This window comes from Allolucifera butyrica (assembly GCF_900476375.1).
Taxonomy (GTDB): Bacteria; Bacillota; Negativicutes; order Sporomusales; family UPPP01; genus Lucifera; species Lucifera butyrica.
The window spans coordinates 158,223-178,248 of the sequence record NZ_UPPP01000083.1 but is presented as its reverse complement, the minus strand read 5'-3'; the positions used below and the strand labels follow the sequence as shown (position 1 = coordinate 178,248).

At 47.5% G+C, this 20,026-nt stretch carries 22 protein-coding genes; all 22 read left to right on the top strand.

What is annotated here, in order from left to right:
* The first annotated feature begins 10 nt into the window (after nt 1–10).
* Nucleotides 11–670, top strand: a complete 660-nt coding sequence (locus LUCIF_RS16585) for a MotE family protein (protein ID WP_122629003.1) — start codon at nt 11–13, stop codon at nt 668–670.
* Between the two features lie 34 nt (nt 671–704).
* Nucleotides 705–2,237, top strand: a complete 1,533-nt coding sequence (locus LUCIF_RS16580) for a flagellar hook-length control protein FliK (protein WP_122629002.1) — start codon at nt 705–707, stop codon at nt 2,235–2,237.
* A gap of 18 nt (nt 2,238–2,255) precedes the next feature.
* The gene (locus LUCIF_RS16575; RefSeq protein WP_122629001.1) at nt 2,256–2,702 is read left to right on the top strand and encodes a flagellar hook capping FlgD N-terminal domain-containing protein; all 447 of its coding nucleotides are present in this window, start codon (nt 2,256–2,258) and stop codon (nt 2,700–2,702) included.
* Nucleotides 2,703–2,764: 62 nt separating this feature from the next.
* Nucleotides 2,765–3,160, top strand: coding sequence for a TIGR02530 family flagellar biosynthesis protein (locus LUCIF_RS16570; protein WP_122629000.1), 396 nt, complete (start codon nt 2,765–2,767; stop codon nt 3,158–3,160).
* 89 nt (nt 3,161–3,249) lie between these two features.
* Complete coding sequence (locus LUCIF_RS16565; protein ID WP_122628999.1) at nt 3,250–4,479, top strand: flagellar hook protein FlgE; 1,230 nt, start codon at nt 3,250–3,252, stop codon at nt 4,477–4,479.
* Between the two features lie 62 nt (nt 4,480–4,541).
* Nucleotides 4,542–4,739: a flagellar FlbD family protein gene (locus LUCIF_RS16560; RefSeq protein WP_122628998.1), complete on the top strand. Its 198-nt coding sequence runs from the start codon at nt 4,542–4,544 to the stop codon at nt 4,737–4,739.
* Between the two features lie 13 nt (nt 4,740–4,752).
* A complete protein-coding gene (locus LUCIF_RS16555; RefSeq protein ID WP_122628997.1) occupies nt 4,753–5,532 on the top strand; it encodes a flagellar motor protein in 780 nt (259 codons plus the stop codon).
* 38 nt (nt 5,533–5,570) lie between these two features.
* Nucleotides 5,571–6,044 carry a flagellar basal body-associated FliL family protein gene (locus tag LUCIF_RS16550; RefSeq protein WP_122628996.1) on the top strand — a complete coding sequence of 158 codons (474 nt, stop codon included), beginning with the start codon at nt 5,571–5,573 and terminating at the stop codon, nt 6,042–6,044.
* Between the two features lie 64 nt (nt 6,045–6,108).
* Entirely contained in the window at nt 6,109–7,113 is a 1,005-nt protein-coding gene (gene fliM, locus LUCIF_RS16545; RefSeq protein WP_122628995.1) for a flagellar motor switch protein FliM, read from the top strand.
* On the top strand, nt 7,106–8,230 hold the full coding sequence (fliY, locus tag LUCIF_RS16540) for a flagellar motor switch phosphatase FliY (RefSeq protein ID WP_122628994.1): 1,125 nt from the start codon (nt 7,106–7,108) through the stop codon (nt 8,228–8,230). The genes fliM and fliY overlap by 8 nt, the downstream gene beginning before the upstream one ends.
* A 29-nt stretch (nt 8,231–8,259) precedes the next feature.
* Nucleotides 8,260–8,622 (top strand): response regulator, encoded by a 363-nt coding sequence (locus LUCIF_RS16535; protein ID WP_122628993.1) that lies wholly within the window; start codon nt 8,260–8,262, stop codon nt 8,620–8,622.
* A gap of 46 nt (nt 8,623–8,668) precedes the next feature.
* Nucleotides 8,669–9,178 (top strand): flagellar biosynthetic protein FliO, encoded by a 510-nt coding sequence (fliO, locus tag LUCIF_RS16530; RefSeq protein WP_207857882.1) that lies wholly within the window; start codon nt 8,669–8,671, stop codon nt 9,176–9,178.
* Nucleotides 9,179–9,222: 44 nt separating this feature from the next.
* Entirely contained in the window at nt 9,223–9,960 is a 738-nt protein-coding gene (gene fliP / locus LUCIF_RS16525) for a flagellar type III secretion system pore protein FliP (protein ID WP_207857880.1), read from the top strand.
* A 12-nt stretch (nt 9,961–9,972) separates the two neighbouring features.
* Nucleotides 9,973–10,242 carry a flagellar biosynthesis protein FliQ gene (fliQ, locus tag LUCIF_RS16520; protein ID WP_122628990.1) on the top strand — a complete coding sequence of 90 codons (270 nt, stop codon included), beginning with the start codon at nt 9,973–9,975 and terminating at the stop codon, nt 10,240–10,242.
* 18 nt (nt 10,243–10,260) lie between these two features.
* The gene (gene fliR, locus LUCIF_RS16515; RefSeq protein WP_122628989.1) at nt 10,261–11,043 is read left to right on the top strand and encodes a flagellar biosynthetic protein FliR; all 783 of its coding nucleotides are present in this window, start codon (nt 10,261–10,263) and stop codon (nt 11,041–11,043) included.
* On the top strand, nt 10,994–12,133 hold the full coding sequence (gene flhB, locus LUCIF_RS16510) for a flagellar biosynthesis protein FlhB (RefSeq protein WP_122628988.1): 1,140 nt from the start codon (nt 10,994–10,996) through the stop codon (nt 12,131–12,133). The genes fliR and flhB overlap by 50 nt, the downstream gene beginning before the upstream one ends.
* A 58-nt stretch (nt 12,134–12,191) precedes the next feature.
* Nucleotides 12,192–14,255 carry a flagellar biosynthesis protein FlhA gene (flhA, locus tag LUCIF_RS16505; RefSeq protein WP_243638742.1) on the top strand — a complete coding sequence of 688 codons (2,064 nt, stop codon included), beginning with the start codon at nt 12,192–12,194 and terminating at the stop codon, nt 14,253–14,255.
* Nucleotides 14,256–15,338, top strand: coding sequence for a flagellar biosynthesis GTPase FlhF (gene flhF / locus LUCIF_RS16500; RefSeq protein ID WP_122628986.1), 1,083 nt, complete (start codon nt 14,256–14,258; stop codon nt 15,336–15,338).
* A gap of 1 nt (nt 15,339) precedes the next feature.
* Nucleotides 15,340–16,227, top strand: coding sequence for a MinD/ParA family protein (locus LUCIF_RS16495; RefSeq protein WP_122628985.1), 888 nt, complete (start codon nt 15,340–15,342; stop codon nt 16,225–16,227).
* Between the two features lie 44 nt (nt 16,228–16,271).
* Nucleotides 16,272–16,904 carry a flagellar brake protein gene (locus LUCIF_RS16490; protein ID WP_122628984.1) on the top strand — a complete coding sequence of 211 codons (633 nt, stop codon included), beginning with the start codon at nt 16,272–16,274 and terminating at the stop codon, nt 16,902–16,904.
* A 23-nt stretch (nt 16,905–16,927) separates the two neighbouring features.
* On the top strand, nt 16,928–17,974 hold the full coding sequence (locus LUCIF_RS16485) for a protein-glutamate methylesterase/protein-glutamine glutaminase (protein WP_122628983.1): 1,047 nt from the start codon (nt 16,928–16,930) through the stop codon (nt 17,972–17,974).
* An 18-nt stretch (nt 17,975–17,992) separates the two neighbouring features.
* Complete coding sequence (locus LUCIF_RS16480; protein WP_122628982.1) at nt 17,993–20,020, top strand: chemotaxis protein CheA; 2,028 nt, start codon at nt 17,993–17,995, stop codon at nt 20,018–20,020.
* Nucleotides 20,021–20,026: the final 6 nt, after the last annotated feature.

The following is a 20,026-nucleotide window of genomic DNA, read 5'->3' as shown; positions in this document are numbered from 1 at the left end:
AGATTAAATTATGGCCAATAATTCTCCCCAAAGTTTACCCAAGTTAAAGCCGAAAAGCGGGCGTAAATCTTCCGGCCGGATTTTTAAGGCGATACTGATTCTTTTTTTACTGGCTGCACTGTTAGGCGGAGGACTTGCTACGGCAATTTATTTTAATTTTATTGACGGGAGCAAATTAGCGGGTTACCCACTAATCGGCCGCTTTTTTACGCAGCCGCAGACTAAGTCTGCTCCGGTAACGGGACTTCCCATCGGTGGCGAAGTGAATCCGGCAAACCCGCCGAACACAGTGAATCCGGCAAATCCGGTAAATCCAGCCAGTCCGGTGAATCCGGCAAGTCCGGCAAGTCCGGCAAATCAGAATCCTCTGGCGCAGCAATTGCCGGGAGGGACTATGCAGACTCCTGCCAACGGCAGCAATCCTGTTTTAAATCCTAACAGTAAACAGCAGGAAGAAGCCAAACGGATTTCCAAAATGGCCCGTCTCTATGGCGAAATGAGGCCGGAAGAAGCCGTCGCAATCTTGAATAAGCTGGACGATGATACGGTGATTGCTATTTTGAGCAAAATGGAAGACGATCAGGTCGCTAAAATCATGGCGCTGTTTGACAGTCAACGGGCGGCGCGGCTTACCCAGGATATGCTTAGAGGCAAACCGATTAACCTCTAAAGTATATATATACATTTAGAAAGGAGGTGAGAAAATGAGTACTTCGATGGTGTTACCCTTTGGAGGGGCAACGATGGGGTCTGTTTCTACGGACAAGAGTGAGACGGTTCAAAGCGACCGGCCGGGTAAGAAATTTGCGGACTGGCTGAATGCAAGCGATAATGATACTACCGGGGCAGAAGCGAATCCGGCTGCCGGTTCGGCGCCGGCGGCAACGAATCAGCCGAAGGCAGCCCGGGACGATAAAAGTGACGCCCAACAGGGGCAAGCAGAGTTATCCGGGCAAGATTCGGCCGGAGAAACGTCGTCAACAAAGACTGACAAAGAAAACAAACCGGCAGCTTCCCAGCAGCAAGCAGCGGGAATGATGCCATCTCTGACGGCCTTGGTCCTGCCAATTATGCCAGTGTCTATTACGGCCACTTCGAAAGATTCCACCGGCAAGTCTGGCGCTGGCGCAATCGCGGGAGCAACGCCGGTAACGGCGGCTGCGTTGCAAGGAACAGGTGCTTTGACGGGAATGGCTACAGCCGGCGCATCCGGTCAGACTGCCGCCGCGGTGTCCGGCCAGACTGGGAACATCTTGCTCAATGGTATGGATTCTAAAGAACAACCGGCCTCTGCGGTAACAGCAGCCAATCACGCAGCATTAACCCAGCAGGCTCAGGCGGCTGCAGCCGATACGGGGAACCCAAAAGAAGCAATAGGATTAAATCCGTTTGTTGCGTCCACGGGAATAACCCAAGGCAAAGGAAACGTTGCCGCCAATCCGGTCACTACGGTTATGCAGGCAACTACCGATTCCGAAAAACAGCAAAAGAGCACTGCCCAGTCTCAGGTTGCTCTCTCTGCTGCCGATACCCGGCCGGCTCAGGCCAAAACGGAGGCGCAGGCCACGGCAGTGATGACGGCGCCTGATACCGGCAAAATTTCTGCCACCGCTGCCGACACGCAAAAGGGAGAAACTTCTCTATCGCTGGAACAACACGGTGCGGACCTGCCAAAAACGGCGAATGCTGCGCAGGGAGATAACGCTGCTAATGGTTTTGCCGGTATTTTTAATCAATTTACCACCCATGGCACGCCAATGACTGCCGAAGCCAATGCGACGGTGCCCCAGCAGCCTGCTGTACAGGATCCGAACAATATTATGGCCCAGATTATTGACAAAGCCAACCTGACCAACCGGGCGGAGAGTTCGGAAATGGTGATCCAGCTAAAGCCGGAACACTTGGGAGAATTAACGTTAAAAGTAGCGGTGGAAAATGGCGGCGGCGTGAGTGCTACGTTCCATTCCAATAATCCGGAAGTACGCGGCGTGATCGAAGCCTCGCTGCAGCAGTTAAAACAGGAAATGGCCAATTCAGGCATCAAGGTGGAGCATGTTGGGGTTTATGCCGGAATGGGACAATTTTCCCCCGACAGTCAGCAGCAAAACGCCAGGCAGCCGTTTTTAAAAACGCCAAACAGGAAAAACAGTCAGGAATATGAACAGATTAGTGTGGAGCCGGTACCGGATAATAAACAGAACGGGTATAGTCTGTCCGGCGTAGATTATCGTATTTAATGAAAAGGAGGAGTCGGTATGTCGACGACCATAAACGCGAATTCGGGAGCAACCAATACATCTTCAACGAGTAGTACTTCGTCAACTAACAGCGGTTCGGAACTGGGAAAAGATCAATTTCTTGAATTGCTTGTAACCCAGATGAAGTATCAGGATCCCTTGCAGCCTATGGATAATACTCAGTTTGTTTCGCAATTGGCCCAGTTTTCCGCGCTGGAGCAGATGCAGAATTTGAACTCTACGGACACTGTAAGTCAGGCGGTGTCAATGATTGGCAAAACAGTGGCGTGGACCGACAGCAACGGTACCCTGCAAGCCGGAACCGTTGCATCGGTGAGCATCAGCAACGGAACGCCCCAACTGGTTGTTACTAATTCGGCGGGAACTTCTTCCACGCTTGATGTGAGTGCCGTCACACTGGTAACAAATTCATCCACAGCCGGTTCATCTTCTACCAACGGGTAGGTTGCTATTAATAATGGCCTGATTTTGCGGCGAAAAATTTTTGGTGGGAGGTTGGCGGCGACATGAGCGACCAGCGTATCTATTATTCGCAACAGCCTGTATTTATTCCGGCCGGGAATGCGCCGACGTTTCCGCAACCGAAAAATCAGAGTCGGCCAGTTTCCGGCAGCGCGTCCTTTGATGCGGTTTTAGACGAAAAACTTTCCGGACTTACGTTCTCGCAGCATGCCAGGCAGCGTTTGGAAAGCCGTAACATTCAACTCAGCCGGGAGGAACTGATGAAATTAAGCGGGGCGGTTGAAAAAGCGGCGCAAAAAGGGGCTAAGGAATCTTTGGTCCTAATGGACAATCTGGCGCTGATCGTCAGCGTGAAGAATAAAACCGTTATCACGGCAATGGACGGAACCAGTATCCGGGACAATGTGTTTACCAATATTGACAGTGCGGTCGTTGTTTAAAGGCTGGACCTTGGTTTAAGGAAGCCTTGGGCTGCGGAACGATGGATGCAGCCACAGATACAACTCAATAAATTTGGAGGTGTTTAATTATGATGAGATCGCTTTTTTCCGGTGTGTCCGGATTAACCAATATGCAGACAGGCATGGACGTTATCGGCAATAACATAGCCAACGTCAATACAGTCGGTTACAAAACGGCTACAACCACCTTTCAGGACGTATTAAGCCAAACTTTAGAGAGTGCGACCAGCGGCAACGGCAGCATCGGCGGCACCAATCCGGTCCAGATCGGTTTGGGCATGGGGATTGCCAGTGTTAACTCGGATTTTTCCACGGGCAGCGCCGAATCCACCGGTTCTGGCACCGATTCTCTTATTCAGGGTTCGGGCTTTTATATCCTGTCCGATGGTTCCGATCAATATTATACGCGTAACGGCAGTTTTACCTTCGACGCGAATGGCAACCTGGTTGCCAGTAACGGCTATAAAGTGATGGGCTGGCCGGCTACCAACGGCACGGTGAATACGAATGCCGCGGTCCAGTCGCTGCAAATCCCGATGAATTCCATGATGGCGGCCAAAGCGTCGACCACCGGTACCTACACAGGCAATTTGTCGCCGGACAGTGCAACGGGGGCGACGGTTTCGGCGGATCTGACGGCCTACGACAGTCTGGGAGCCGCCCATACTATTGCCGGCACTTTCACAAAAACGGCTAGCAATACCTGGAGCTTTTCTTCTTCTGACCTGGCATCAGGTTCACCGATTACTATAACCTTTAACAGTGACGGTTCATTCAATACCCAATCCGGCAGTGCGGTGACTTATACTACAACCAATGGTTCAACGAATCCGCTGAATCTTACACTTGATTTTAGCGCTTTGACCCAATACGGGACAAGCACCAGCAGTTCGACTTCTACCAGCAGCAGCATCACTGCCGCGAATGACGGTTATTCGGCGGGTACGCTGAAGTCGGAGACCATCGGCAGCGACGGCATTATCACCGGCGCCTTCTCGAACGGACAAAAGCAGACTCTGGGCCAAATTGCCCTGGCTGCGTTCAATAATCCCGAGGGTCTGACCAAGAATGGCGACAGTCTGTATACTTCGTCGAATAACTCCGGTAAGGCTCAGATCACCCAGCCCGGTTCCGGGGGCACGGGGGCGCTGCTGTCGGGTAATCTGGAAATGTCTAACGTGAATCTGGCCGATGAATTCAGTAAAATGATCATTATGGAGCGAGGCTTCCAGGCTAATTCGAAAATTATTACGACATCCGACGAGATGCTCCAGGATTTGACCAATCTTAAGAGGTAATCCATAAGGTGTGCGGGGGGGGGGGATTCCCCCCGGCACCATTAAAAACAGGAGGTGTTGACATGATAAAACTGACCCGCTTAAAGTCGGGAGACCACGATTTTGTTCTCAATGCCGATCTGATTGAAACGATTGAGGAAACGCCGGATACGGTGATTAGTCTGACCAGCGGCAAAAAGATCATTGTGGAAGAGTCAATGGACGAAGTCGTCCGCAGAGTGATGGATTATCGTAGGGCACTAATGCGCAATCTGCGCTAGTTGAGGTGTTGACATGGATTTGAGCACGTTTTTAGGTTTGGTGTTTGGTATCGGGGCGTTGCTTGTCTCGGTAGTTATTGAAGGCGGCAGTGTAACCAGCTTAATCAGCATACCGGCCTTTGTCCTTGTTTTTGGCGGTACAATCGGGGCCACAGCGATGGGGTTTACCGTGGATGAATTGAAAAATGTAGTTACCTTATTGCGCATCGCTTTTACGAATGAGAAATATGATGCCGCGCGTTTAATCAATTCTTTAGTTCTTTTTGCTGAAAAAGCCCGGCGGGAAGGGTTATTGGCCTTGGAAGAAGACGTGTCCGGCATTCAAGATAAATTCCTGCAAAAAGGGATGCAGCTGGTCATTGACGGCACGGATGCAGAGTTAGTGCGCAGTATTATGGAGACCGAGCTGACCTTTATGCAGGAGCGGCATCACCGGGGAGCCGGCATATTTGAAGCAGCCGGCGGATTCGCCCCGACCATGGGGATTATCGGTACGGTAATGGGGTTAGTGCATGTGCTGGGAAATTTGAGTGATACGGCGACCCTGGGACCGGCAATTGCTACGGCTTTTATTGCCACCTTATACGGGGTCGGCAGCGCCAATCTGTTTTTTCTTCCCATTGCCGGCAAGCTTAAGACGCATAATGCCCATCAAATATTTTTCTACGAAGTAACATTGGAAGGAATTCTTTCGGTGCAGGCCGGGGATAACCCCCGCATTGTCGAGGAAAAACTTAAGGCCTTTTTGGCTCCCAAACAACGGCCGGAACCGAAAAAACAAGAAGATAGATAATCTTTGATTCGCTTTAAGTTAGCGAAGGAGGTGTGATTGTGGCGGATAGTGAAAAAAAATTCCCTGTAATGTTGGTAGTAGGACTCGTGGTGGTAGGCTTGTTGCTGGCTGGCGGTATTTCTTATTTTATCGCTACCAAAATTGCCTCTGGCGGCAAAGCGGCCGATGCGCACGCCAAGCATGAACCGGGAGTGTTTGTGAAACTGGGGGATCCGAAGGAAGGACTGATTGTCAATATCGGCGGCGTTAACAGCGGCCATTACCTGAAAATCGGCATTGTGCTGGAAATGAAGCCGGATAAGGATGGGACACCCAAAGGCGGCAATAGTCTCTCCCCCAATGAAGTTAAAATTCTGGACACAGTAGTCAACGTACTGAGAATGCAAAAAGTGGAGGACTTTGACCCGGCCAAGCAGGACCATTTGAAAGAATTGCTGAAAAACGAAATCAACAAAACGCTGGGCCAGGACGAAGTATATGAAGTGTATATTACCAATTTTGTCTTACAATAAATCGAACCGGCGTCGGGTTTGCCTTGCAGGGCAGTATTGCCAGTGCGGAAAGGAGGGATGAGTATTGGCAGGTTCAGAAGTATTGTCACAGGCCGAAATAGACGAGTTGCTATCAGCCTTATCCACAGGAGTAGTATCGGCGGAAGATATAAGAAGTGAAGAGAAACAGCGGAAAATTAAAGTCTATGATTTTAAGCGTCCGGATAAGTTTTCCAAGGACCAAATCCGCACTTTATATATGCTGCATGAAAATTTTGCCCGTCTCATCAATACTTATTTATCCGCACATTTGAGAACCCTGGTCCATATCAACGTAGCTTCGGTTGACCAGTTGACCTATGAAGAGTTTATCCGTTCCCTGCCGAATCCCAGTGTAATTAACATATTTCAGATGCGGCCGCTAAAAGGAAATGCCATCCTGGATATAAATCCTAATATAATCTTTTCGATTATTGACCGATTGTTTGGCGGACCGGGTTTGCCACCGGGGAAACCACGGGCTTTAACCGATATCGAGGAAGCGATTGTGCGGCGGCTGATCGGTAAGACACTGGAGAGTTTTCAGGAAGCCTGGAAGCAGGTGGTGGCGATTGAACCCCGCATGGAAGCGATTGAGACCAATCCTCAGTTTACACAAATCGTACCACCGAACGACATGGTGGTCATTGTAACCTTACAGGCTAAAATCGGACAATCCGAGGGTCTTATTAATATTTGTATACCATATTTGGTCTTGGAGCCGATTATGTCGAAACTGACCACTACCTTTTGGGTTGCTTCCTCCATGGCAAAACAATTTTCTCAGGAAAGCATGGATATTTTACAGCGAAAATTGGAAAAAGCCAGGGTACCCATCATAGTGGAGCTTGGCCGTTCTACCGTCACCGTGCAGGAACTGCTGGATTTGTCGGTTGGCGATGTACTGCAACTGGAACGCAATTTGGCGGACTCTCTCAGTGTAATGATAGGACAAAAAGAAAAATTTAAATGCAAGCCCGGTACATCAGGACACCGGGTTGCGATACAAATAACCGAGTCGATATTAGGAGGAGATGATACAGATGAATGATGGATTTCTTTCCCAGGAAGAAATAGACGCCTTGTTACGAGGTGAACCGGCAGCTGCATCTCCTGCAACAACGGATTTGACGGATATCGAAAAGGACGCGCTGGGGGAAGTCGGCAACATATCGATGGGAACCGCGGCCACGACCTTGTCAATTTTGCTGGGCCGGCGGGTGTCGATCACGACACCGGTTGTTTCAATCTCTACGATCCGTGAAATCAAGCGCACCTATCCATTACCTTATCTGGTGATTGAAGTAGGGTATACCCACGGATTAACGGGGACTAATTTGTTCGCTATGAGAGAGCAGGATGCGCTGATTATTGCAGACTTAATGATGGGCGGGGACGGTTCGAATTCCCCGACAGCTTTAAACGACTTATACATGAGCGCCGTTACGGAAGCAATGAATCAGATGATGGGTTCAACCGCAACTTCCATATCTACGGTATTTAAAAAGAAAATTGATATTGCACCGCCGCAGGTCAGCCTTTTGGATTTTGCCGCCGACGCGACGATTACAAGTATGGCGGGAGAAGACGACCCCATTGTAAAAGTAGCTTTCCGGATGGAAGTGGAAGACCTGATCGACAGTGAAATTATGCAGATTGTTTCGACTGATGTGGCCAAGGAATTGGTGGAGAATTTGATGAATGCCGTACAACAGCCGGCCGCGCCGCAAGCTCCCGCTAAACCGGCGGCGTCAACGCCTCCTCCGGTAGCATCCTCAGAGCCGGACCCATCCCGGCTGGTTGCTGCCGCTGCAACCTCTTCTCCTGCTAAGCCGCAAGTAGCGCAGAATGTAAATGTTCAACCGGTTCAATTTGCACCGTTGAAGCAGACGGTTTTGTCACCCGGGGAAACCAATATTGGTTTGATTATGGATGTTCCGATGCAGGTTACGGTTGAGTTAGGCCGGACCCGGAAGCTGATCCGGGAGATCCTGGAATTATCGCCGGGTTCCGTCGTTGAACTGGATAAGTTAGCCGGTGAGCCGGTGGACATTTTAGTCAACGGCAAGCTGATTGCCAAAGGAGAAGTTGTTGTTATTGACGAAAACTTTGGTGTGAGGGTCACGGATATCATTAGCCCGTTAGAACGCGCCAGCAATCTACAATAAAATTATTGACAAAGAGGAGAGATTTGTTCATGGCCATTAAAGTTTTAATCGTTGATGATGCGGCATTTATGAGAATGATGATTAAAGATATTTTAGGTAAAAACGGATATGAAATTGTTGGGGAAGCGGAAAATGGCGCCAAGGCTCTGGAAAAATATCAAGAATTGCGGCCCGATTTAACGACTATGGATATTACGATGCCGGAAATGGATGGGATTACGGCGGTAAAAGAAATCAAGAAAATGGATCCTGGTGCCAAGGTAATTATGTGCAGCGCCATGGGACAACAAGCAATGGTTATTGAAGCAATTCAATCAGGGGCCCGCGACTTTATTGTCAAACCCTTTCAACCGGACCGGGTATTGGAAGCCGTACGCAAAGCCGTCGGATAATATGCCTAAACGTTATATTTTTCTAGTTCTTTTGCTACTATGCTTGTTGACCTTGTTAGTCTCCGGCCAGGTAGCCGCCGCTGAGCAGAGCGCCGGCTATCTTCAATACCATGAACCGCAGCCGGCTGCTCCGTCCCTTTGGTCAACGGTGTCCTATTTATTTTCCTTGCTGCTTACTTTTGCCTTGGTGCTCGGGCTGGCTTATTATACCTCCCGGTTTATGGGCAAAAAGATGGGAAACGTTGCCGGACACGGGCCGCTGAAAGTGCTGGCGGCGCTCTCTCTCGGCACTAGCCGGGCCGTATATATTATTGAAGCGGCCGGCAAGTTTCTTGTTATTGGGGTAACGGACCATGGAATTTCCGTATTGAACGAAATCACTGCCGGCGAAGAAATTGAAAAGTTAAAAGCCAATCATAGTGTCATTCCGGCTAATCAGTTTGAAAATATGTTTCAAAGACAGCTTGCCTCATTGCAGCAAATGTCCCGCAAGTTTCCCCATGTTTTTGGCTTGCAGGATGAAAAAGGACAAGTAAACGAACAAAAGGAAAGGTAGCGGCAAACATGTCAAAGTGGTGTAACAGTAGGTTAGTCTTGGTTATGACAATTCTCTGCGGTCTGTTTCTAGCCGGAACACCCTTGGCGGAAGCCGCTCCCCTGATACCGATTCCCAGCTTGAATATTGGTGTAGGCACTGCCAGCAATCCCCAGGATGTAGCAGTAAGTTTGCAAGTTTTATTGATGTTGACGGTATTATCCCTGGCGCCTTCTATTTTAATTATGATGACGTCTTTTACCCGGATTATCATTGTTCTTTCCTTTTTACGCAGTGCCCTGGCCACGCAGCAAATGCCTCCCAACCAAGTTTTGATTGGTTTAGCTTTGTTTTTAACGTTTTTTACGATGTCACCCTATCTTGACCAAGTGAATAAAAATGCGCTCCAGCCGTATATGGCAGGGCATATTTCCCAGGAGACAGCCCTGACGGAAGCAATAAAACCGATGCGGGAGTTTATGTTTAAACAAACCCGGGAAATTGATCTGGCGCTGTTTGTCAATTTATCGAATGAACCCCGTCCTAAATCTCCCGATGACATCCCAACGACAACATTAATTCCGGCCTTTGTGATCAGTGAATTGAAGACGGCATTTCAAATTGGTTTCCTGATTTATATTCCCTTTATCGTGATTGATATGGTTGTAGCCAGTACATTAATGTCTATGGGAATGATGATGGTGCCTCCCACCATGATTTCTATGCCCTTGAAAATTTTATTATTTATTTTAGTGGATGGCTGGCATTTAATTATCCGGTCGCTCATAACCAGTTTTCATTAAAGGAGGGGGCCTATGTCCGGTGATATGGCAATTGAAGTTGCCCGCAATGCGTTGACAATGGTGATGATGGTTTCGGCGCCAATGTTGCTGCTTGGTCTTCTGGCAGGAATTCTGGTCAGTATTTTTCAGGCTACTACTCAGATTCAGGAACAAACCCTGGCATTTATCCCTAAAATTATTGCCGTATTTGTCGCAATCCTGCTTTTCGGGCCATGGATGCTGAGTATGATGGTAGGATATACCCGTGAGATTTTCGTCAGTTTGCCGCAAATGATACGCTAATATAAGGTGGTAATATCGGTGGATTTGTTTGGGCTGATGCAAAATCAAGTGGGGCTTTTTTTGTTAATTTTTGCGCGTGTCAGCGGCATTTTTTCCACGGCGCCTATTTTTGGCAGCCGCAATGTTCCCGCTTATTTAAAGGCGGGAATGTCGTTATTATTCTCTTTTCTTTTATTGCCGCTGGTCCGTCCGCCGGCGCAGCCGATACCCGATGTTTTGTTCGCTTACGTGATTGCCGTGGTGGAAGAGTTTTTACTGGGATTGATTTTTGGTTTTGCCTCATCCCTGGTTTTTCAGGCGGTGCAGGCAGCGGGGACTCTTTTGGATATGCAGATTGGCTTCGGTATGGTGAATGTGATTGACCCCCAGTCCAGTCAACAACTTCCCTTGCTGGGAAATTTCAAATATATCCTGGCGCTATTGGTATTTTTAGCAATTAATGGGCATCATGTCCTCATTACGGCGCTGTTTTCCAGTTTTAAGCTGATTCCTCCCCTGGAAACTGTATTCCGGGTTAGTATGAGTGATCAGATTGTGGACATGGTGGGGGAATTCTTTGTGATTGCGGTTAAAATCAGTCTGCCTGTTTTAGCCGCGGTTTATTTAACCGATGTGGCATTGGGAATCCTGGCCCGGACCATGCCGCAGATGAATATATTTGTCGTAGGCATTCCGGTTAAGATCGCAGTCGGCCTATTTGTTTTATCCCTGGCGATTCCATTTTATGTTGTATTTCTGGAGGTGGTATTTAATGGCATGTACCGGGATGTATACCATCTTCTGGCAGTCTTTGCACCGTAAAAAAAACTTTCAATTCCAGGGTTTTGATCTTCAGCTGTTTAATGGTGAAAAGACGGAAGAGCCTACGTCGAAACGTAAGAATGAAGCGCGTGAAAAAGGGCAGGTAGCGAAAAGCAGCGAAATTAATGCAACCTTTATTATTTTAACGGCGTTTTTGGTTCTAAAAATAGCGGGAGGGTACATCTATGAGAATCTCACCGCTTATATGGGTTATATGTTTAGCCAGCTAGCGGTGCATGATTTTAGCAACGAAGGCTTGCAGACCCTGTTTTTGCAGTTCGCTCTGGTTTTTGTAAAGGCGGTTTTTCCGGTTATGATTACCATATTAGTCATTGCCGTCGCCATAAATGTCCTGCAAGTGGGATTTGTTTTTTCCACCGAGGGGCTCATGCCGGATTTGGGGCGTATTAATCCGTTGAACGGATTTCAACGCCTGTTTTCAAAACGTTCGCTCGTCGAACTGGTTAAGTCGTTGTTTAAAGTGCTGATTATCGGTTATTTCATTTATAGTTTTATTTATAAAGAAATTGGTCAGTTAGCGGCCCTAATTAATTTTGGTTTGCGTGATTCTCTCAGTACGATGGCGGCTCTTACGCTCGACCTTGTTTTTCAGATTGGCGCCGTTATGATTGTTCTGTCGGCATTGGACTATTTTTATCAATGGTGGGAAAATAAGCAAAGCTTAAAAATGTCGAAAGAAGAAGTGAAAGAGGAATTTAAACAGACCGAAGGAAATCCGCAGATAAAAGGAAAGATCAAGGAACGTCAAAGGGCTTTGGCGATGCGGCGCATGATGCAGGAAGTACCGAAAGCGGATGTCATTGTGACCAACCCAACTCACTTTGCGGTTGCCTTAAAATATGAGAAAAAAATGACCGCTCCCATGGTAATTGCCAAAGGACAGGATTTTCTAGCGGTCCGCATTAAAGAAATTGGCCGGGAGCACCGGGTTATAGTAGTGGAAAATAAACCGTTAGCGCGGGCCTTATATGCTTCGACGGAAGTGGGAGAAGTCATTCCCGCCGAATTGTATCAAGCCGTAGCGGAAGTGCTAGCGTATGTATATAAACTGAAAAGACGCCTATCCTGATTTTGCTTATAGTTTGTAAATTCGAGTTTAGTATAGTATGTAAGAAGGGATGAGACGATTGTCTACGCCAGCATCACCTTTTCAAAAAATTACGAAGCATAGCGATATTTTTATTGCGTTGGCAGTGATTACCATTGTCATCATGATGATTATTCCTTTGCCGCCGTTTCTCTTGGATTTGTTTTTGTCTTTTAATATTACCTTTGCCTTGATTATTGTGATGGTTACCATCTATAATGTCGAACCGTTGCAATTCTCCGTGTTTCCGTCACTTTTGCTGGTGACAACCCTTTTCCGGCTGTCACTTAATGTTTCTTCTACCAGGCTGATTCTTCTCAACGGCTATGCCGGCGATGTAATTTTAGCCTTTGGTAACTTTGTAGTTGGCGGGAACCCGATTGTTGGTTTTATCGTGTTTGTTATTCTAATTATCATTCAATTTTTGGTTATTACCCGCGGCGCCGAACGGGTAGCGGAAGTGGCGGCCCGTTTTACTTTGGATGCCATGCCCGGCAAGCAAATGAGCATTGATGCGGACTTAAATGCCGGGTTGCTCAGTGATGCCGAAGCGCGGCAACGGCGCCGGAATATTCAGCGGGAAGCCGACTTTTACGGAGCTATGGACGGCGCCAGTAAATTTGTCAAGGGCGATGCCATTGCTGCTATTATTATAATTATTGTGAACATTGTCGGCGGATTTGTAATCGGCATGGTTCAACGCAATATGGATGTGACCCAGGCCTTGCAGAACTACACCTTGCTGACAGTGGGGGAAGGACTGGTAAATCAGATTCCGGCCTTGCTTATTTCGACGGCTACAGGCATTATTGTTACCCGTGCCGCTTCGGAATCCAATTTGGGGGAAGACATTGTCGGTCAGTTACTGACAAATCCCCGGATTTTTTTTATAGCCTCCGGGGTATTGGCCTTTTTGGCGATAATTCCCGGCTTGCCGGGGGTGCCTTTTGGTTTTCTCAGCCTCGCCAGCGGCGGCATTGCCTATGTTTTGCATAAAGTGGGGCAATCTAAAGCGCAGGCGGAAATCATTCAACAAGAGGAAAAGGAAAATGATGATGTCCGTAAACCGGAAAATGTTGTTTCCTTGCTGCAGGTAGATCCCATGGAACTGGAAATCGGTTATAGTTTGATTCCCATGGTTGATGCCAGCCGGGGGGGCGATTTATTAGACCGCATCGTCATGATTCGCCGCCAGTGCGCTCTGGATATGGGCCTTGTTGTGCCAACCATCCGCATCCGGGATAATATCCAGTTAAAACCGAATGCTTATGTTATAAAATTAAAAGGGATAGAGATTGCTAAAGGCGAATTATTACTTGATCATTATTTGGCCATGAACCCCGGCAATGCGTTTGAGAAACTGCCGGGAATTGAAACGGTCGAGCCGGCATTTGGTTTACCGGCTTTATGGATTCAGGATTCCAACCGGGAGAAGGCGGAGTTGGCCGGATATACCGTAGTCGACCCGGTTTCGGTACTGGCTACGCATTTGACGGAAATTATCAAGGCCCATGCTGCCGAACTGCTTGGCAGGCAAGAAGTTCAGACTCTTGTCGATGCGATTAAACCCAATTATCCGGTCGTTGTGGATGAATTGGTACCCAATCTGCTTTCCTTGGGGGATGTCCAAAAAGTTCTTGCCAATCTATTAAGGGAACGGATATCCATTCGCAATATGGCCACAATTTTGGAGACGCTGGCGGATTATGCTTCGATTACCAAGGATACGGAGATTTTGACGGAATATGTCCGGCATGCTCTGGCCCGCCAAATTACCAAACAATATGTTTATAATAATGTTATTACCTGCTTGACGGTAGATCCGAAACTGGAGAATTTGTTAGCTTCTTCCGTCCAGCGCAGTGAGCATGGATCCCATGTCAATTTGGAGCCGAACAAAATGCAGGCTTTAGTTGCGAATCTTACGAAAGAACTTCCTAAACTTACCGATATGGGCTATCAGCCAATTGTACTTACGAGTCCGGCGGTTCGATTGTATTTTCGAAAACTGACGGATCGGGTCGCGCCGAATCTGAGTGTGCTGTCTTACGCCGAATTGGATTCGAAGGTTGAAGTACAAGCACTGGGGATGGTGACGATATAATTGAAAGTTAAATTATTTATCGCCGATACAATGCAAGATGCGTTGGCGAGGGTAAAAAGTGATTTGGGGCGCGATGCGGTGATTCTTCATACCCGGCGTATTCACAAAGGGGGATTCCTTGGTTTTTTTCGCCGGGAAAAGGTGGAAGTTATGGCGGCAATTGATTCCCGGGAAACGGCAGAATCCAGAAAAAAGGCCGCTGATTCATCGCCGGTGCCGGCAGAAGCGGAGCCCAAGGTAACGGCGATGCAGTCCGAATTGACTTCGATGCGAAAACTCATCGAACAGGTCCTTTATAAAATGCCAAAGCCGGAAAATCAGCCATCGCCATTTTGGGAAACACTGATAAAGAATGACGTCACTGCCGAAATTGCGTCTAATCTGGTTCAAGGGCTGCCAGCCATGACCGGGCAGGATGAGCCCATTGTCCGGCAATTGCTGCTGGAACGGATCAGCAATTGTTTACAAAATGTTGCCGGAATTTCTCTTGACGGTTTCGCCTGTAAGACCGTTGCGTTAGTTGGCCCAACGGGAGTCGGCAAGACAACAACGATTGCTAAGTTGGCGGCTAATTTCTCCTTGCGGGACGGGTGTAAAGTTGCTTTGATTACAGCGGATACGTATCGTATTGCGGCTGTCGAACAGTTAAAGACCTATGGTGATATTATGGGGATTGCCGTCGATGTCGTATATACGCCGGAGGAGTTAAAAACGGCAATATTGCGCCACCAGGATAAGAAGCTTGTTTTGATCGATACGGCCGGGCGCAGTCCTCACAATCAGGACCAACTGGCGGAACTGAAGGAATTGCTTGCTGCCGTCCCGTCGGCTGAGATCTATTTGGTTTTAAGTGCGACTACGAAATATAAGGATGCTTTGGAAATTGTAAATAAATTTTCGATTTGTTCACCCCATAAATTTTTGTTTACTAAAACAGATGAAGCGAGTACTCTGGGTTTAATTCTAAATCTGTTATATCAGTATCCTGCGGCTCTTTCTTATATTTCAACAGGGCAAAGCGTGCCTGACGATATCGAAATCGCGAATTCTGTTAAGTTGGCAAATTTAATTTTGAGGGATTAAAATGCGAGATCAAGCGGAAAAACTACGTCGAATGGCTCAGGATACTCGACCGGTTATCAAAAGTTCTGTTTTAAGTCAACAGGAATCTCAGGCGAGAGTAATTGCTGTTACAAGCGGCAAGGGAGGTGTCGGGAAGACCAATTTCACGGTAAATTTGGCATTAGCCCTGGCTGCTCGCGGGCAAAGAGTGTTGATTATTGATGCGGACCTGGGGTTGGCTAATGTGGATGTGGTTTTGGGCTGTTCTGCCGCAAATAATATTTTAAGTCTGATGAATGCCGGACTTCCACTGTCTGAGGTTGTAATGGAAGGTCCAAGAGGCGTTAAATTTATTTCCGGCGGTTCGGGAATTTATCATCTGGCCAATATGACCGAACAACAATTGCAGTATTTTATTACCCAGATTACCAAGTTTGATACGTTGGCGGATATTATATTAATTGATACGGGGGCCGGTCTCAGCCGGAGCGTGTTGAATTTTGTTTTAGCCGCGGATGAAGTAATTCTAATTACTACCCCGGAGCCGACGGCAATTACAGATGCGTATGCCATGATCAAAGCGTATGTGGCGCAGCAGGGCAAGGCAACCCTGCAGTTGGTTGTGAACCGGGTAGCCGATAAAGAGGAAGGCCGGATGGTGGTGGATAAGCTGACTAAGGTCGCATTTCGTTTTCTGGGATTATCAATCAATAGTCTGGGTTTTGTAAATGATGACCGTAATTTGGTACGGGCTGTGAAAAATCAGACGCCGGTATTGTTATCTTTTCCCGACACTGTGTCGGCGCATTGTATTGAACGCATTGCGCACCGGTTGCTTTATGACGAGGATTTACCGCCAGCTCACGGCATTAAGGGGTTCTTTTCTAAATTTGTCAAAATGATGCAATAGACAATGCCTGAACGGGGGGGGGAAAGGCTATTAATCAACAGGATTTGTTTAAGGTAAATCAACGCTTGGAAATTATGGTATCGAATAACAAGGAGATAATAAAATATCATAGCCGGATTGAAGAAATTACGGCAGACCGTATGATGTTGGCGATGCCGATGTCCAAAGGTTATCCGGTCCTATTAAGGCCGGGTGATATTTTCGAGGGAAAAATCATTGTAAAAGGGAATGTCTATTGCTTTACCTCTGCCTTTGTGGATAAAAAAATAGTACCTTTACCGGTATGGATCGTTTCTGCACCCTATGATATAAAGAAAGTTCAGCTTAGAGAATTTGTTCGCATCGATACTATACTGTCGGTTCAAGTTCAAAGTCTGTCTTCGGAGCAGCAGGAAATTTCGTTAAATTTGCAGACAAGAGATATTAGCGGCGGCGGAGTACAGCTGGTTGGCAAACAACCTATCAATATTGGCGTCAGGCTGGCATTGACGCTTGCGGTGCCTGATGCGGGTAGTGTTCAGGCGAACGGTGAAGTTGTACGGCTGGAACAGCCGGATTTAGAACGGCCGTTATTCTGGATCGGTGTCAAATTTTTAGAAATTGCGGAAAAGGACCGGAGCAAGTTAATAAAATTTATTTTTAAAAAGCAACTGGAACGACGGAAAAAGGAGCTATAATTTTTAGTATGGTGGGATGCAGGATGATAAAAATCTTAATTGTTGACGATTCGGCTTTTATGCGTAAACTGTTAACCGACCTGTTTGCTACCGAGCCGGACTTTATGGTAATAGATACTGCACGCAACGGAAAAGACGCCATTGATAAAGTGAAACGGTTAAAGCCTGATTTAGTTACAATGGATGTGGAAATGCCGGTTATGGACGGCATAACCGCATTAGAAATTATCATGAAGGAAGCGCCGGTACCGGTAGTTATGGTTAGCAGTCTGACCAAGGCGGGAGCGGAAGCGACTCTCAAAGCGCTGGAACTTGGTGCGATTGACTTTGTTGCTAAAACAGCCGGTCCCATCTCCAGCATCACCGGTATTCGGGAAAAATTACTGGAAAAGTGCCGCATTGCGGTTCAAGCCAATGTCCTGCAGATTATAAATAAAACAATTACAGCAAGTCCAGTCGTCAAACCAACCGTACCAACAATGCAGTATGGATCCCAGACTGAAAAGATCATTGCCATCGGTACATCAACGGGCGGTCCGCGGGCTTTGCAGGAGGTTATAACCAAGCTGCCGGGGAATTTACCTTGCGGGGTTGTTATTGTTCAGCATATGCCGCCCGGTTTCACTAAATCGCTGTCGGAACGGCTAAATTCCTTATCGGCTCTTACGGTAAAAGAGGCTGAACACAATGATGTCGTTACGGCCGGTTCCGTCTATATTGCTCCCGGCGATTATCATATGCTCCTGGAACGGGAAGGAAATAAAACCGTAATTAAACTGAACCCAAATCCCCCCGTCGGCGGACATCGTCCGGCCGTGGATCCAATGATGGAATCGGTCGCCGAATTATATGGGGCGAAGACGGTCGGCGTAATTCTGACCGGTATGGGGCATGACGGTTCGAAAGGAATGCAAGCCATTAAGCGGCAGAAGGGATATACAATTGCGGAAGATCAATCGACATCGGTTGTATATGGTATGCCGAAGTCGGTCATTGAATTGGGAATTGTTGATAAGGTCGTTCCATTGCCTGCCGTTGCAGCAGAAATAACTAAAATGGCTATAAAATAATATGGAGGTGTGCGTGAAATGGATATGAATCAGTATATGGGAATGTTCTTGGAAGAGTCCCGCGAGCATTTACAGACCCTTAACCGTTGTCTGCTTGATTTGGAAAACGACCCGAATAATTTATCCGTATTGGACGAAATATTTCGCAGTGCCCATACGATTAAGGGCATGTCGGCAACGATGGGGTTTACGTCGATTGCGGAATTAACCCATGAGATGGAAAACATTCTTGACCTTTTACGCAAGGCGGCATTAAAAGCAAATAATGATATTATTGACACGCTTTTTCAATGTGTTGATACACTGGAGCAACTGGTTGAAAGTGTTGCGAATAACAGTGGGGCGGATATCGAAATTAAACCGCTGCTGACCAAGCTTAGTGTTTTGGCCAAGGGAGAAACATTGGCCGGCGCTGCGGCGGATACGCCGGCTGAGTCCGGCAATACCACCATTGCTAATTTCAACGAGAGTGAAATGAATGTAATTAAGACGGCTAAAGGACAAGGCATGGTAACTTACGAAGTCAAAGTTTCCTTAAAGGAGGGAACTTTGCTAAAATCGGCCAGGGCTTATATGGCCATGAATGCTTTGGATGAGCTGGGCGACGTGATCAAAAGCATTCCCAGTGTGGAGGAACTGGAAAAAGAAAACTTTGATCTGACTTTTGAGGCGTTTGTCATTTCCGATGAAGAAGCCGAAAAAATCCAGCAGACCTTATTAGCGATTTCCGAAATCGATGCCGTTGTTGTTTCACCCTGCCAGTTACCGGAGCAGGAAAAGACGGTAACTCCCCAGGCGGAGCAGGAAAAATCGCTTCCAGGAGCCGGAACTGAAAAAAAAGAAAAAAGCCCGGCAGCGGAGTCCGGCAATACCACAACAGAAAAGAAAATTAGAGGCGGTCAGTCGGTCCGGGTGGACATCGAAAAGCTGGACAGTTTATTGAATCTGGTCGGCGAACTGGTTATTAATAAGACCCGTTTGGAACAAATCGGACTGACCCATAAACTGACGGATCTGGTCGAAACGATAGAACAAATGGACCGGGTAACGACGGATTTGCAGACGGTTGTCATGAAAGTCCGTATGGTACCTGTGGGGCAGGTATTTAACCGTTTCCCGCGAATGGTCAGAGATTTATCGCATGAGCTGAATAAAGAAGTTAACTTGATTGTTCAAGGGGAAGAGACGGAACTGGACCGGACCGTGATTGATGAAATCGGGGATCCCCTGGTTCATCTATTGCGCAATGCAATTGACCACGGTGTCGAGCATCCGGACGAACGCAAGTCCAAGGGCAAAAATCCGGTGGGAGAAATTCGCTTGATTGCCCGCCACGAGGGCAATAATGTAATTATCGTCGTTGAGGATGACGGCAAGGGAATCAACCCGGATATTATTCGGCAAAAAGCGGTGGAGAAAGGCTTGATTTCCCAGGCGGAAGCGGACAAGCTGGAGCCGGGTGAAGCCGTGAAGATGGTATTTTTACCCGGATTTTCTACCGCCGCAACGGTTACGGACATTTCCGGCCGGGGTGTGGGTATGGATGCCGTGAAAACTAAAATTGAATCCCTTGGCGGTATGGTGGATGTCGAGACAAAAATAAATGAGGGTAGTAAGTTTAAAATTCGCCTGCCCTTGACGCTGGCTATTATTCAGGCCTTGCTGGTTAAGGTTGCCGAGGAGATTTACGCCATCCCGCTGGGCTCTATTGACAGTACAATTAATGTAGCGCCGAATCAAATAAAAACGATTCAGAATCAGGAAGTTATTTTATTGCGGGGACAAATTATTCCGATTGTTCGCCTGGCGAATGTGTTAAATGTGCCGGAACCCTGTCAACAGGAACAGGACGAGCTGTTTGTCGTCGTAGTACATATGGGTGAACAGCGTGCCGGAATTATTGTGGACACATTAATTGGCCAGCAGGAAATTGTAATTAAGTCACTAGGCAAGTTATTAGCGGGAATTAAGGTGATTGCCGGGGCGACAATTCTTGGCAACGGACAGGTAGCGCTTATTCTGGATGTCGGCTCTTTAATGCATTAGGAGGTG